General features: G+C 69.7%; 12 protein-coding genes. 9 read left to right on the forward strand and 3 right to left on the reverse strand.

Features of this window, described 5'->3' with window-relative positions; all coding sequences use genetic code 11:
- From mmsA to ACP2AD_RS00275, 8 genes are all read left to right on the forward strand, one after another.
- The coding region (gene mmsA / locus ACP2AD_RS00240) for a CoA-acylating methylmalonate-semialdehyde dehydrogenase (protein WP_425228070.1) at window positions 1-1120 on the forward strand (1120 nt) is incomplete at its 5' end.
- 77 nt (window positions 1121-1197) lie between these two features.
- Window positions 1198-4338, forward strand: coding sequence for a DEAD/DEAH box helicase (locus ACP2AD_RS00245; protein ID WP_425228071.1), 3141 nt, complete (start codon window positions 1198-1200; stop codon window positions 4336-4338).
- Window positions 4339-4369: 31 nt separating this feature from the next.
- Window positions 4370-5515, forward strand: a complete 1146-nt coding sequence (locus tag ACP2AD_RS00250) for an acyl-CoA dehydrogenase family protein (protein WP_425228072.1) — start codon at window positions 4370-4372, stop codon at window positions 5513-5515.
- A gap of 151 nt (window positions 5516-5666) precedes the next feature.
- Window positions 5667-6707 (forward strand): enoyl-CoA hydratase/isomerase family protein, encoded by a 1041-nt coding sequence (locus ACP2AD_RS00255; RefSeq protein WP_425228073.1) that lies wholly within the window; start codon window positions 5667-5669, stop codon window positions 6705-6707.
- Window positions 6704-7477, forward strand: coding sequence for an enoyl-CoA hydratase (locus ACP2AD_RS00260; protein WP_425228074.1), 774 nt, complete (start codon window positions 6704-6706; stop codon window positions 7475-7477). Before ACP2AD_RS00255 ends, ACP2AD_RS00260 begins: the two co-directional genes overlap by 4 nt.
- A 217-nt stretch (window positions 7478-7694) precedes the next feature.
- The gene (mmsB, locus tag ACP2AD_RS00265; protein ID WP_425228075.1) at window positions 7695-8573 is read left to right on the forward strand and encodes a 3-hydroxyisobutyrate dehydrogenase; all 879 of its coding nucleotides are present in this window, start codon (window positions 7695-7697) and stop codon (window positions 8571-8573) included.
- 61 nt (window positions 8574-8634) lie between these two features.
- Entirely contained in the window at window positions 8635-9750 is a 1116-nt protein-coding gene (locus tag ACP2AD_RS00270) for an NAD(P)-dependent alcohol dehydrogenase (RefSeq protein ID WP_425228076.1), read from the forward strand.
- Window positions 9751-9863: 113 nt separating this feature from the next.
- Window positions 9864-10806 (forward strand): IS630 family transposase gene (locus ACP2AD_RS00275; protein ID WP_425228077.1). Its coding sequence is split into 2 segments (ribosomal slippage): window positions 9864-10199 and window positions 10201-10806, totalling 942 coding nucleotides; the frame shifts between segments, so codons are not numbered across the junction.
- Between the two features lie 12 nt (window positions 10807-10818).
- Here the strand turns inward: ACP2AD_RS00275 and ACP2AD_RS00280 are convergent.
- The 3 genes from ACP2AD_RS00280 to ACP2AD_RS00290 form a co-directional block, all read right to left on the reverse strand.
- Window positions 10819-11979, reverse strand: coding sequence for a sterol desaturase family protein (locus ACP2AD_RS00280; RefSeq protein WP_425228078.1), 1161 nt, complete (start codon window positions 11977-11979; stop codon window positions 10819-10821).
- 82 nt (window positions 11980-12061) lie between these two features.
- Complete coding sequence (locus ACP2AD_RS00285) at window positions 12062-13645, reverse strand: ShlB/FhaC/HecB family hemolysin secretion/activation protein (protein WP_425228079.1); 1584 nt, start codon at window positions 13643-13645, stop codon at window positions 12062-12064.
- 57 nt (window positions 13646-13702) lie between these two features.
- Window positions 13703-14350 (reverse strand): hypothetical protein, encoded by a 648-nt coding sequence (locus ACP2AD_RS00290; RefSeq protein ID WP_425228080.1) that lies wholly within the window; start codon window positions 14348-14350, stop codon window positions 13703-13705.
- Window position 14351: 1 nt separating this feature from the next.
- Here ACP2AD_RS00290 and ACP2AD_RS00295 point away from each other — a divergent pair, with 1 nt between their 5' ends.
- On the forward strand, window positions 14352-14621 hold the full coding sequence (locus tag ACP2AD_RS00295) for a hypothetical protein (RefSeq protein WP_425228081.1): 270 nt from the start codon (window positions 14352-14354) through the stop codon (window positions 14619-14621).
- The last annotated feature ends 149 nt before the right edge of the window (window positions 14622-14770 follow it).

The following is a 14770-nucleotide window of genomic DNA, read 5'->3' on the forward strand; positions in this document are numbered from 1 at the left end:
GCCGCTCGGGATCGGCGCGGGGATCACGCCGTTCAACTTTCCGGCGATGATCCCGATGTGGATGTTCGGCGTCGCCATTGCGTGCGGCAACGCGTTCATCCTCAAGCCGTCGGAGCGCGACCCGTCGGTGCCCGTCCACCTCGCCGAGCTGATGCTGGAGGCGGGCGCGCCCGAGGGCATCCTCCAGGTCGTCCATGGCGACAAGGAGATGGTCGACGCGATCCTCGACCATCCCGCGATCGCCGCGGTCAGCTTCGTCGGCTCGTCGGACATCGCGCATTATGTCTATCGCCGCGGCGTCGCGGCGGGGAAGCGCGTGCAGGCAATGGGCGGGGCGAAGAACCACGGCATCGTCATGCCCGACGCCGATCTGGATCAGGTCGTCGCCGACCTCAGCGGTGCAGCGTTCGGCTCGGCGGGCGAGCGCTGCATGGCGCTGCCGGTCGTCGTGCCGGTCGGCGACAAGACCGCCGACGCGCTGCGCGAGAAGATGATCCCGGCGATGGCGGCGCTGCGGGTCGGCGTCTCGACCGATGCCGAGGCGCATTACGGCCCGGTCGTCAACGCCGCGCATAAGCAGCGGGTGGAGAACTGGATCCAGACCGGCGTCGACGAGGGCGCGGAGCTGGTCGTCGATGGCCGCGGCTTCAGCCTGCAAGGCCATGAGCAGGGCTTCTTCATCGGCCCATCGCTGTTCGACCGCGTGACGCCAGCGATGCAGAGCTACAAGGAGGAAATCTTCGGCCCCGTCCTCCAGATCGTCCGCGCGCCCGATTTCGAGACCGCGGTCCGCCTGCCGTCCGAGCACCAGTATGGCAACGGCGTCGCGATCTTCACCCGCAACGGCCACGCCGCCCGCGAGTTCGCCGCGCGGGTCGAGGTCGGGATGGTCGGCATCAACGTGCCGATCCCGGTGCCGGTCGCCTATCACACCTTCGGCGGCTGGAAGCGCAGCGCGTTCGGCGACGTCAACCAGCACGGGACGGAGGGCGTCCGGTTCTGGACCCGCGTCAAGACGGTGACGCAGCGCTGGCCGGACGGTTCGGCGTTGCCGCGCGGGTCGGAAGACGGCGGGCCGAGCCGCGTCCAGGATGCGTTCGTCATCCCGACGATGGGCTGAGTCCTCGCTGCTGGCGCGAGCAGCGGCGGAACGGGGGCCGCACTCGCCACGTTAAGTGGCGGAGCGGAGGGACAGAGTTGACCGATACCGAACGCGCGCCGGTCGGCGCGGTGGCTGCACGCGCGGCCGACGAACTTGCAACGGCCAACGTCATCCTGGTCCTCGCCGACGAACAGCGCGCCGAGGCCGTTGCCGCCGCGCTCGCGACCGCCGCACCCGCCGCGCGCGTCCTGCATCTCCCGTCGAGCGACGCGCTGCCCGGCGACAACAGCCCCGCCTCGCCGGCCAATATCGGGCGGCGCGTCGCGGCGCTGCACGCCGCCTTTGTCGCGCAGCTGGCGGGCGAGCGCGTGGCGCTGGTCACCACCGCGGAAGCCGCCGCCCGGCGTCAGGCCGCGCCTCAGGCCTATGATGTCGCACCGCCGGTGATCGCGGCCGGCGACCCGCTGGACGTCGACAACTTCGCCACCACCCTGGTTGAGATCGGCTACCTCGCCGACGACCGCGTCGACGAGCCCGGCGAGATGGCGGTACATGGCGCCACCGTCGACATCTTTCCCGCCGACGCGGGCTGCCCGGCGCGGCTGGAAATCGCCGACGGCCATGTCGCGGCGATCCGGCGCTACGACGCCGCAACGCAGCTCAGCACCGGCGAGGTCGAGCGGCTGGAAGTCGGGCGGCTGTGTGAGCCGCCGATCGGGGACGGCGTCGCCCTGTTCGACCATCTACCCGATGCTGCGGTGCTGCTCGACCATGGCGTGGAGCGCCGCCGCGACCGGTTCCTGGCACTTGCTCGCGACGCCGGCGGACGCGAGCCGGTGCTTGACGCCGCGGCCTGGGACGCCGCCTTGCAGGGTCGCGCAGCCGAAACGCTCGTCCCCGCCGCCGACCCGGCGCCGCGCTTCGTCGAGGCCCGCAATCCGGCGCGCGCCTTTGCCCGTTTTGCCCGCCCTCTGCTTGATGCCGGCGAACGGCTGGTACTGGTCGGGAGCGAACGCGACCTGCGCTTCCTGCGCACCCGCGCTGCCGCTGCATTGAAGCATGAGATCGCACCCGTCGACAGCTGGGCCGCCGCCCGCGCCGCGCCTGCCGGGGCGCTGCTCGCGCTGATCATGCCCGTCGATACCGGGTGGCGGACACCGGGTCTGAGCGCCGTCGCGGCCGCCGACCTGATCGGCAGCCGGGCGGTCACGGACCCCGGCGGCGCCTCCGCCGATCCCTTTGCCGCCCATGCAGCCGAGATCCGGCGCGGCGATGTCGTCGTGCACGAGGATTTCGGCATCGGTGTCGTCGCCGGGCTGGAGGAACTGCACGCCAGAGATCAGGACGGCGGCGACGCGATCGCACTGACCTATGCCGGTGACGACCGCCGCCTCGTCCCGGTCGCCGAGGCCGATCGCATCTGGCGCTACGGCGCGGATGCCGATGCGGTGACGCTCGACAAGCTCGACGGGTCCTCCTGGACAAAGCGGCGCGGCGCGATCGACGCCGCCATTGCGCAGAGCGCCAAGGAGCTTACCCGCCTCGCCGCCGAGCGCGACGGACGCAGCGCGCCGGTGCTCGATCCCGACGCGGCGGCATATGAGCGGTTCGCCGCCGGCTTTGCCTTCACCGAAACCGCGGACCAGGCACGCGCGATCGCCGCTGTCCGTACCGACCTCGCGGGCGGCAAGCCGATGGACCGCCTCGTCATCGGCGATGTCGGCTATGGCAAGACCGAGGTGGCGTTGCGCGCCGCCGCGCTGGCCGCGCTCGCCGGCGCGCAGGTCGCGATCGCCGCGCCGACCACGGTGCTGGTCCGCCAACATATCGAGACCTTCCGCCGCCGTTTCGAGGGCACCGGCATCGATGTCGCCGGGCTGTCGCGCCTGTCGAGCGCGGCGGAGAAGAAGCGCGTCAAGGCAGGGCTCGCCGACGGTTCGATTGGGGTCGTGATCGGAACGGGCGCGGTGGCGGCGAAGGGCGTCGCGTATCGCAACCTTGCCCTGGTGGTCATCGACGAGGAACAGCGCTTCGGCGCCGCTGACAAGGCGAAGCTGCGCGCGCTGGGCGGCGACGCCACCCACGTCCTGTCGCTGAGCGCCACCCCGATCCCGCGCACGCTGCAGACCGCGCTGGTCGGACTGCAGCAGCTGTCGATCATCGCTACCCCGCCCGCGCGCCGTCAGCCGATCCGCACCGCGGTCGCAGGCTGGGACGACGCCACGATCCGCACCGCGCTGCGCCGCGAGGCCGGGCGCGGCGGGCAGAGCTTCGTGGTCGTCAGCCGCATCGAGGATATGGCCGCGATTGGCGATCGGCTCGCCAAGCTCGTTCCCGAGCTCACGCTGGTCCAGGCGCACGGCAAGATGCCCGTGGCCGAGATCGACGAGGCGATGGTCGCGTTCGCGGCAGGCCCGGAACGCGGCGGCGGCGACGTCCTGCTCGCAACCAACATCATCGAGGCCGGGCTCGACGTGCCGCGCGCCAACACGATGATCGTGTGGCGGGCCGACCGTTTCGGCTTGTCTCAGCTGCACCAGCTGCGCGGGCGGGTCGGGCGCGGCGGCCGGCGGGGGCAGGTGCTGCTGCTGACCGACCCCGATCATCCGATCGCCGCCGCGACGCTCAAGCGTTTGCGCACGCTCGAAGCGTTCGACCGGCTCGGTGCCGGGTTCGCGATCGCCGCGCGCGACCTCGACATGCGGGGCGCAGGCGACCTGATCGGCGACGAGCAGGCGGGGCACATGAAGCTGATCGGGGTCGACCTGTACCAGTTCCTGCTGGAGGCGGGACTGCGCGCGGCGCGCGGCGAAGAGGTCGAGCGCTGGACGCCCGCGCTCAATCTCGGCGCACAGGGTCGCTGGCCCGCGGACTGGGTGCCCGAGGAGGAGCAACGGATCACGCTGTACGCGCGCCTCGCCCGGATCGCCGATCAGGCCGGGCTCGACGCCTTTACGGCCGAGGTCGAGGATCGCTTCGGCCCGCCGCCGCCCGCGGTACGCGCCCTGCTCGACCGCGCCGCCATCCGCCTGCTCGCGGGCGACGCCAGGATCGAGCGCATCGACGCCGGTCCAGCCGCGATCGCCTTTTCTCCACGCCGCGATTTTGCAGGCGACCCCGCCGCCGCCGGCTTGACGGAAAAGAACGGCCGCCTGCTGCTGACCGAGGGCATCGATGACATCGGCGTCCGGCTGGCGCGCGTCCGCGAGGTGCTGGAGATGCTGGCGCCCGGTTGACCTCGCTGCGACCCGGGAGCACCGCAGCGCCATGACGACCCAGTTCGACCTCACCGACGACCAGCGCGAGATCCAGGCGCTGGCGCAGCGCTTTACCGCCGATCGCATCACGCCCTTTGCCGGCGAATGGGACGAGCAGGCGCACTATCCGGTCGACGTATGGAAGGCGGCCGGCGAGCTCGGGTTCGGCGCCATCTATGTGGCCGAGGAGAATGGCGGCATCGGGCTCGGCCGGCTGGAGGCCGCGTTGATCATGGAGGCGATGGCCTATGGCTGCCCTGCGACCAGCGCCTTCATCTCGATCCACAACATGGCGACGTGGATGATCGAGCGTTTCGGAGGTGAGGCGATCAAGGCTCGTTTTCTGCCCGATCTCGTCGGCATGGACAAGATCGCCAGCTATTGCCTTACCGAGCCCGGTTCCGGCTCCGATGCGGCGGCGCTAGCGACCACGGCCCGGCGCGACGGCGATGATTACGTCATCAACGGTGCCAAGCAGTTCATCTCGGGCGCGGGCTATAACGACATCTATGTCTGCATGGTCCGTACCGGTGAGGAGAAATCGAAAGGCATCAGCGCGCTGGTGGTCGAGAAGGGCACGCCGGGGCTGAGCTTCGGCGCGCCCGAGAAGAAGCTCGGCTGGAACGCCTCGCCGACCGCGCAGGTGATCTTCGAGGACTGCCGTGTGCCCGCCGTCAATCTGGTCGGCGCGGAGGGCGAGGGGTTCCGCATCGCGATGGCGGGACTCGACGGCGGCCGGCTCAACATCGGCGCCTGCTCGCTCGGCGGGGCGCAGCGCTGCCTCGACGAGTCGATCCGCTACACCAAGGAACGCCAGCAGTTCGGCCAGCCGATTGCGGACTTCCAGAACACGCAGTTCACGCTCGCCGACATGGCGACCGATCTGGAGGCGGCCCGCGCGCTGCTGTATCTCGCTGCCGCTAAGGTCAACGCCAACGCGCCCGACAAGAGCCGCTTCTCGGCGATGGCGAAGCGGCTGGCGACGGACAACGGGTCGAGCATCGTCGACCGCGCATTGCAGCTGCACGGCGGCTACGGCTATCTCCGCGATTACCCGATCGAGCGCTTCTGGCGCGACCTGCGCGTCCATTCGATCCTGGAGGGCACCAACCAGGTCATGCGCATGATCGTCGGCCGCGACCTGGTGCGGCAGTGAGCGGGAATATCTCAATCCTCCCCGGGACGGGGAGGGGGACCAGCCGCAGGCTGGTGAAGGGGGCCCGCCGCGAGCGTGACGCTCCTGGCTGCGCCCCCTCCACCACCGGCTGCGCCGGCGGTCCCCCTCCCCGTCCCGGGGAGGATCCTGCATGACCGAGGTTCTCGCGATCGTCGAAGGCAGGGTCGGCCGGCTGCGCCTCGATCGGCCCAAACAGCTCCACGCGCTCAACACCGCGATGTGCGAGGCGATGCTGGCGGCGCTCGAAGACTGGCGCACCGATGATGACGTGCGAGCGGTGCTGATCGACCATGCGCAGGGCAGGGGGTTCTGCGCGGGCGGCGACATCCGCATGCTCGCCGACAGCGGTGCCGCGGACGGCGTCGCGGCGCGCGCCTTCTTCCACACCGAATACCGGCTCAATCACCGCCTCTTCACCTACGCCAAGCCGACGATCGCGTTCATGGACGGCGTGACGATGGGTGGCGGCGTCGGCTTGGCGCTGCCCTGCAAGTACCGCGTCGCGACCGAGAACACGCGGCTGGCAATGCCCGAGACCGGGATCGGGCTGTTCCCCGACGTCGGCGGCGGCTGGTATCTGTCACGACTGCCAAGGCGGATGGGGCAGTATCTGGCGCTCACCGGGCATCGGCTGAACGGCATGGAATGCCTGGCGCTCGGGCTCGCCACTCACCTGATCGACAGTGCGGCGGTCGCGGGCGCCAAGGCGCTCATCGCCGAGCGCCCGCAGGAGGTCGGCGCGGTCCTTGAGCGATCTGCCGTGCCGCCGGGCGACGCGCCGATCCTCGCGCACGGCGACGCGATCGACCGGCTGTTCGCGTCCGACCAGCTCGAAGACGTGTTCGCCGCGCTGGAAGCCGACGACAGCGACTTCGCCCGCAAGACGCTGACCACGCTGCACGCCAAGTCGCCGCAGACGATGAAGGTCAGCCTCAAGCTGCTCCTCGACGGCCGCACGATGCCGACTTTCGAGGACGAGATGCGCCAGGAATATGCGGTCGGCACGCGCGTGGTCCAGCGCCACGACTTCCTGGAAGGGGTCCGCGCGGTCATCGTCGACAAGGACAACGCCCCGCGCTGGGACCCGCCGACGCCCGATACAGTCAGCGACCATCTGATCGATCAGATCTTCGCCCCTCTCCCCGACGACGAGGCATGGAGCCCCGCATGAGCTACGAAACCATCCTCGTCGAGCAGCGCCAGGCCGTAACGCTGGTCACGCTCAATCGTCCGCAGGCGCTCAACGCGCTCAACAATCAGGTGCTGGGCGAGCTGGTCGCGGCGATGCAGGCCTATGACGCCGATCCGTCGCAGCGCTGCGCCGTACTCACCGGTTCCGAAAAGGCCTTTGCCGCCGGCGCGGACATCAAGGAGATGCAGCCGCAGTCGTTCGGCGAGATGTACGGGGCTGACTATTTCGGGGGCTGGGAGCGGTTCACCGCCACGCGCAAGCCGGTGATCGCCGCGGTCGCAGGCTTTGCGCTGGGCGGCGGCTGCGAGCTGGCGATGATGTGCGACTTCATCCTCGCCGCCGACACCGCGAAGTTCGGCCAGCCCGAGATCAAGCTGGGCGTCGGCCCCGGCATGGGCGGCTCGCAGCGGCTGACCCACGCGGTCGGCAAGGCCAAGGCGATGGAGATGTGCCTGACCGGCCGGATGATGGGTGCCGAGGAGGCGGAACGCGCCGGGCTGGTAAGCCGCGTGCTCCCCGCCGCCGAGCTGCTCGACGAGGCGCTCAGGGTTGCCGCGCAGATTGCCGCCATGGCCCCGCTCGCCGCGATCGCGTGCAAGGAGATGGTCGACGCCGCGTTCGAGACGCCGCTCAGCCAAGGCATCCGCTTCGAACGCCGCCTGTTCCACGGCCTGTTCGGAACCGCGGACCAGAAGGAGGGGATGGCCGCGTTCGTGGAGAAGCGGTCGGGGCAGTGGAAGGGCCGATGAAGGCGCCAGCAAACGCTTATCGCAGACGTACAGGCCGGCATATGCGTCGCTTCATCATCCTCTGGTGGATTGTACCCCTAATCGTTCCTCTGACTTGGTGGGGGCGTTCTGACACTCCCCCTCTGAGTACCTACCTAGGGTTGTATTTTATCGGAGCGCTCGTGACAGGCGTTTGGTGGGTTATAGCCAGCGCTTTTGCCTCTCCGGGGGAATAACAATGGCACGCATCGCATTCATCGGCCTGGGCAACATGGGCGGCGGCATGGCTGCGAACCTGGCGAAGGCGGGGCATGACGTTCGCGCCTTCGACCTCAGCGAAGACGCGCTGGCCCGTGCCGAGGCGGCGGGCTGCCTCCGCGCGCCCGATGCGGTGAGCGCCGTCGACGGCGCGGAGGCGGTGGTGACGATGCTGCCCGCGGGCACGCATGTCGAGCAGGTCTATGCGGACATCGTCCCCGCCTGCGCCCCCGCCGCGGTGCTGATGGACTGCTCCACCATCGATCCTGCGACCGCCAAGCGCGTCGCCGCGGCGGCCATCGCGCACGGCCTCGCCGCGGTCGACGCGCCCGTGTCGGGCGGCATCGCCGCGGCGGCGGCGGGGGCGCTGACCTTCATGGTCGGCGGCCCGGAGGACGCCTTCGCCCGCGCCGAGCCGTACCTGGCGCAGATGGGCAAGGCGGTGATCCGCGCGGGCGGCAGGGGCGCCGGGCAGGCCGCGAAGATCTGCAACAACATGATCCTGGGCGCCACCATGGTCGCGACCTGCGAGGCGTTCGTACTGGCGCAAAAGCTCGGCCTCGACCCGCAGGCGTTCTACGACATCTCCAGCGTCTCGTCGGGGCAGAGCTGGAGCATGACCAGCTATTGCCCCGTCCCCAGCGTCGGCCCCGAAACGCCCGCCGATCGCAACTATGAAGGCGGGTTCGCCGCGGCGCTGATGCTCAAGGACCTGCGCCTGTCGCAACAGGCCGCGGCGGAGGCGGGCGCGCACACGCCGATGGGCGCGCGCGCGGCCGAGCTGTACGAGGCGATGGCCGCCGACGGCGAGGGCGGCAGGGATTTTTCCGCCATAATCGAACGGTTTGCGCGGCGCTGACGGGAACACGGGCCGCCGCCCGGCGGTTGCGGTGCCTGACCCCTTCAGGAGCCAGACACCCATGATCGACGCCATCGGCTATGCCGCCAAGCACAGCTTCTCGCGCCTCAAGCCGCTGATCTTTCAGCGCGAGCCCGCCGGGCCGGGGGAGCTGGAGATCGAGATCCTATATTGCGGCGTCTGCCATTCCGACATCCACCAGGTGAAGAACGAGTGGTCGAACACCGTCTACCCTTGCGTGCCCGGCCACGAGATCACCGGCCGGGTGACGCGTGCCGGGGCGGGGGCGACGAAGTTCAAGGTCGGCGACCTGGTCGGTGTCGGCTGTATGATCGACAGCTGCCGCAGCTGCGCGTCATGCCAAGAGGGCAACGAGCAATATTGTGAGGGGCCGAACTCGTTCCTGGCGACCTATAACGGCCCGATGCTGCCCGCGGCACAGGCGACGACGGGCGCGAACATGTACGGCCGCGACAACACCTATGGCGGCTATTCGGACGTGATCGTGGTGCGTGAGGAGTTCGTGGTCCGCATCCCCGACGGGCTCGACCCCGCCGCCGCCGCGCCGATCCAGTGCGCGGGCGTCACCACCTTCTCACCGATGAAGCATTGGGGTGTGAAGGCGGGCGACAAGGTCGGCGTGATCGGACTCGGCGGGCTGGGCCACATGGCGGTCAAGCTCGCCCGCGCGCTGGGCGCGGAGGTGACGGCGTTCACCACCAGCGCCGACAAGGAGGGCGCGGCGGTGGCGCTGGGCGCGGCGCATGTCGAGCTGGAAAAGGACGCCAAGGCGCAGATGGAGAAGATGGCGGCAACCGGCGGACGGTTCGACTTCATCCTGTCGACCGTGCCCGAGAAGCACGATCTCAACCCGTTCATGGTCCTGCTCAAGCGCGACGCGACGCTGGTGGTGGTCGGTGCGCTGGAGCCGCTGGCACCGGTCAACAACCAGCAGGTCGCCTTCCACCGCCGCTCGGTCGCCGGGTCGCTGATCGGCTCGATCGCCGAGCAGCAGGAGGTGCTCGACTTCTGCGCAAAGCATCGCATCGCGCCCGACATCGAGATCATCCCGATCCAGGAGGTCAACGCCGCGATGAAGAAGGTCGAGGCGGGCGACGTCCGCTTCCGCTACGTCATCGACATGACGTCGCTGAAGGAGGATCGCGAAGCGGTCTGATCCATCTGCCCCTGGGCCGGCGCAGCTAGAGCATGACCGCATCTGACGGATTCAGGATTTCGTTTGAGCGCCAGATGTGATTCAAGCTGCTGTCTGGTCAGGAGCGGGCAGCGATGGCGCGACCATATTCTCAAGATCTTCGTGAGCGTGTTGTTTTGTGCGTGGCGTCGGGAGCAACGTGCCGCGAGGCGGCGGCGCGGTTTGATATTGGTCTGGCGACAGCGGTGCGCTGGTCGCATCGGTATCGCACGACCGGCGATGCATCGGCGCGTCCGATGGGCGGCAGCCGGCGTGCGGTCCTGGGTGGCGAGCGTGACTGGTTGCTGGCGCGGATCGCCGAGAAGCCGGACCTGACGCTGCGGGCGATCGTGGCCGAGCTGGCGGCACGCGATGTCCGTGTCAGCTATGATGCGGTTTGGCGCTTCTATCGTCAGGCGGGAATGACGTTCAAAAAAAAGCCTGCATGCGGCCGAACAGGACCGACCGGACGTGGCGCGCAAGCGGGAACGCTGGCGACGTCATCAGCATAGGCTCGATCCACGCCGTCTGGTCTTCATAGACGAGACCTGGGCCAAGACGAACATGACGCGGACCCACGGTCGATCGCTGCGCGGCGAGCGGCTGGTGGCCAAGGTCCCGCATGGTCGCTGGCGCACGCTGACCTTCATCGCCGCGCTGCGCCACGACCGGATCACCGCGCCCATCGTGTTCGACCAGCCGATCAATGGCGAGACGTTCACGGCCTATGTCGAACAGGCGCTGCTGCCCACGCTTACACCTGGCGATGTCGTCATCCTCGACAACCTGGGCAGCCACAAAGGCAAGGCTGTCCGTCAGGCGATCCGCAAGGCAGGCGCGCATCTCCTGTTCCTGCCGCCATACAGCCCCGACCTGAACCCCATCGAGCAGATGTTCTCCAAGCTCAAAACACTGCTGCGAAAGGCCGACGAGCGATCTGTCGAGGCAACATGGAAACGGATCGGCTCCCTCCTCGAATGCTTCTCATCACACGAATGCGGCAACTACCTCGCCAACTCAGGATACACCACAACGTGATCCGGTCACGCTCTAGTCCGCCGCGTCGGCCGCTATCAGCCGCTTGCGCCGGAACGGATACAGGAACTGGGCGCGATAGCCGCTCGGCACCTTCTCCGGCACGCCATAGCCCTGCGGCCAGCGTCCTTTCGGGAAATGGTACGTCCCGAACAGCCGGTCGAGCCACGGGAAGTGGATCGCGAAATTGACGTCGACCGCCTCCTCCTCCAGCCCGTGATGCCAGTGGTGGAAGCGCGGCACCACCAGCCACCGCCCCAGCCGGTCGAAGTCGCCGCGAAGGTTCGCATGGACCAGCGACGAATAGACGTACACGAACGCGATATAGGCCTGCATCACCGACGGCGCGAAGCCGAGCGTCAGCAGCGGCAGGCTGGTCACCCCGCGCAGCAGCACGATCTCGACGAAGTGCATCCGCGCGCCCGCCAGCCAGTCCATGTGCTTTGCCGAATGGTGGACGGCGTGGAAGCCCCACAGGAACTCGACACGGTGGAAGGCGCGGTGAAACCAGTATTGCGCGAAGTCGGTCAGCAGCATCACCTCCAGAAACTGGAGCAGCCACGGCTGACCCGCGACGCCCGCGCGGAACGCGCCCCACCCGCCGGTATGCGCGGTGATGAAGGTCGACGGCGCCAGCGCGAGGAAGGTGATGAGCTGCACCATCATCGAGCTGATGAGATAGTAGAACAGGTCCTCCTGCCACTCCGGCCGGAACAGGCGCTGCGTGCCGTTCCTCGGCAGCAGCCGCTCAATCGGCGCGAACATCAGGCCGGTCGCGACCATGTTCACCGCGAAGAAGTCGACCCCGAAGAACACGCCCCAGTCATGCGTTTCGCGCGGGCTGACGCCGGCCCCGCCGAGCAGCGTCGCCAGCAGCGCGATGCCCAGCGCCGTGAAGCCGATCGCCTTGCGCGGGCGCAGCAACAGGCTGAGCAGCGCCAGCGCATAAGCGCCGATCAGGAGCAGATGGACCACGACGCGGATCGTCCGGCTCGTCATGACGCTGGCGAGTTCGGGCATGGAGAACCAGTCGGGCCAGCGCAGCGCCGCGACCAGGCACAGCCCGGCGATCGCCGTCACCAACCCGAAGAACCCGGCGAACCAGCCCGACCCGAAGCCGCGCACCTCGATCGGCGCCGACAGATCGCGCTCCAGCCGTTCAATGAATCCGACCACGACCAACCCTCCCGATGCGCGACGCTATAGCGCGAAATGCAAAGGAAGTATCTCCCGCCAGCCGCTCCGGCGGGCTGGCCGGTCACAAGGTCAGCCGCCATTCCACCAAGGCGCGCCAGTCCTCGCGATAGGTCGGGTAGGGCTTGTCGATGGCGTGTGCCGCCTCCAGCCCCAGTTCCGCCTTGTCGCGATGGCGCAGCCGGAACCCGGCCCCTGCCGAGGCAAGGCCGTAGCGCTGCGCAACGATCGGCCCGCGGGCGGCCGCGCCGACGCGGCCGCCATCGACGAAGCCGTATAGCTCGCTAGTGGCAAGGCGCGCCGCCTGCACCGGCCGCCAGGCGAGCTCGACGAGACCGCCGACGCCCCGGTCGCCGGTCAGCAGCCCGGCGTCGAAGGCGCGGCCGATCGCCGGGCCTCCGATCGCGAACCGCTCGGCCGCGGGCAGCGCGTCGCGGCTGTACTGCCCCGACGCCGATAGCCGCGCGATCAGCCGCTGCCCGATCGTTTGATCGACCGACGCGGCGGCGGTGATCTTGGTGAAGGTCGCATCGGCGAACGGCGCCGTCACCCTCGCCCCGGCGACATCGAGCCCGTGCGACGCCGATCCAGCAATGCTGAAGCTGCGCCGTTCCCGCGCGTCCGACAAGCTGCCGCTCAGCCGCACCGCCCGGGTCCGCTCGGTGGCGATCAGGTTGCCGAACGCGGCGTTGTCGCTGTTGAGCCCGTCGATGCCGAGGCTGACATCCGCCGACCGGTGAAAGCTGCGCACCAGTGGATAGGCGAGTGCCGCCGCGACCTGGCGTGCGCGCCCCTCGAGCGGGTAGCGCGGCGGCCGCGTGCGCAGATAAGCGGCGCTGATCGACGCCGTCAGCCCGTCGGCGCCCAGCGGCGCGGTGTAGGCGGCGGACGCGTAGCGATAGCGATCGAGGTCGCTGGCGGCGCTGGCCGACAGGCTGAGCTGGTCGCCATCGACGCCCAGACCATAGGCGATGGCGGTCAGATCGAACTGGCCGGCGCCGAGCAGGTCGATGCCGCGGTTGCTGAAGCCCGCCGAGAACCTGGTCCGCCGCTGCCGGGGGGTGACGGTCATCACCAGCGCGCCGTCGGCATGCGGGTCGGTCAGCTCGATCGTGGGCGTCAGCCCCGGGATATCGCGGATCAGCACGATCTGGCGCTCGTACGTCGCCCGCGGCAACGCCGTGTCGCCGACCATCCGCGCCAGGCGTGCGCGCAACAACCGGTTGCGGCCGGGCCGCGCGCGCTTGAGCTGTGCGCGCACGATGCGTCCTTCGGTCAGATCGACGATCACCACCCCGCGCGCGAAATCCTGCGCGGGGATGGCGACGGTGTAGAGTGCGACCGCGCTTCGACCGTAAGCCGACGACAGCGCTGCCGCGAGTTCGGTCAGCGTCTGCCGCGTGGCGCGCCGCCCGATGAAGCGCCGTGCTGCTTCGGCAACGGGCGCCGGTGCGCGGGCGCCGGTAAAGCGGATGCCCGCAATGGCGATATCCGGCGCGCCCGCCGCCATCGCGGCGACCGGTGCGCCTGCCGGTGCCGTCGCGGTCGCCGGCGGCGCCCGGTCCGCACGCTGCCGATCGATCAGCACTGCGCCTGGCGTCGCCTGTACGCCCGCCGCGAGGACGAGCGGCAACAAGATCATGTCCATGATTGCCCCCTGTCGATGCTGGGGCGCGGCGGCCATGCGGCCCCCGCGCCCGGGGCATCAGTGCCGTTTGGCGATCAGCCCGCCGCCGAGCACGCCGCCGGTAGCGGCGCTGGTGCTGCCGCTGCTGACGGCCGCACCCCCCGCCAGGGCGCCGCCGACGCCTACTCCGGTGCCGAGCACCGGCGAGACGGCGCTGTTGAGCGTGCTCGTCACCGGCGCGATCGTCGCTGCCGGCGATCCGGCAAGCGCGCCGCCCCCGGTGCTGGCGGCTCCGGCGACGATGCCCGCCGCCGTCCCCGTCACGCTGTTCGCCGCGCCCGTGGCGGTATTCACCGCACCGCCGGAGGGCGTGCCCCCGACCGTCCCGAGCACGGTGCCGACCGAGTTGGCCGTACCGCTGCCCGGAGCGACGTTGACGGAGGCGAGCGTTCCCGCCGCAGGTGAGGGCGAAGCGATGCCGACGCCGAGCAGCGACGAACCCGACGGGGCGCTGACCACGCGGCCCGCCCCCAGATCGACGCTGACGACCTGGCCGAGCGCCCCGCCGGCGCGGTTGAGCACCACCGATCGTCCGTTACCGAGGTCCACCAGCGTCTGGCCGCTGCGCCGCAGTACGGCGACGATCCGCCCGGTCACCGGCGCTACCGCGGTGCCCGCCGTGCCGGTCTGGCCGCCAAGCTGTCCGCTCGTACTCGCAGCGCCCATCATGGCGTTGCCGGCGCTGACCAGGATCGGCGCGCTGACCGACGATGTGCTCATGGCGCCTGAGCTGGAGCCCGAGCCCGAGCCCGAGCCCGAGCCTGTGCCGCTGCCGGTCCCCGTACTGCTACCGCTGCCGCCCGAGCTGCTGCCAGAGCCTGTGCTGGCCGTGGCCGTGCCGCTGCCCGTGCTGCCGTCGGCCGCCGTGCTGCCGCCGTTTGTGCCGGAGCCGCTTGCGGTATCACCGGGCACGTCGCCGACCGATGCCAGGCGATAGGAGCCCGTGCTGGAGCACGCGGCAACTGCCAGAGCAATACTTGAAACAAGTGCGCCACGGGCGCAGACGATGAATGTCCGTTCCATGATCAACCTCTCCAAACTTCGACCCGCTACCCGGGTCGTAAGGTACAGATCAATCAAGAAACC

It is taken from the genome of Sphingomonas sp. (assembly GCF_965248875.1).
GTDB lineage: Bacteria > Pseudomonadota > Alphaproteobacteria > Sphingomonadales > Sphingomonadaceae > Sphingomonas.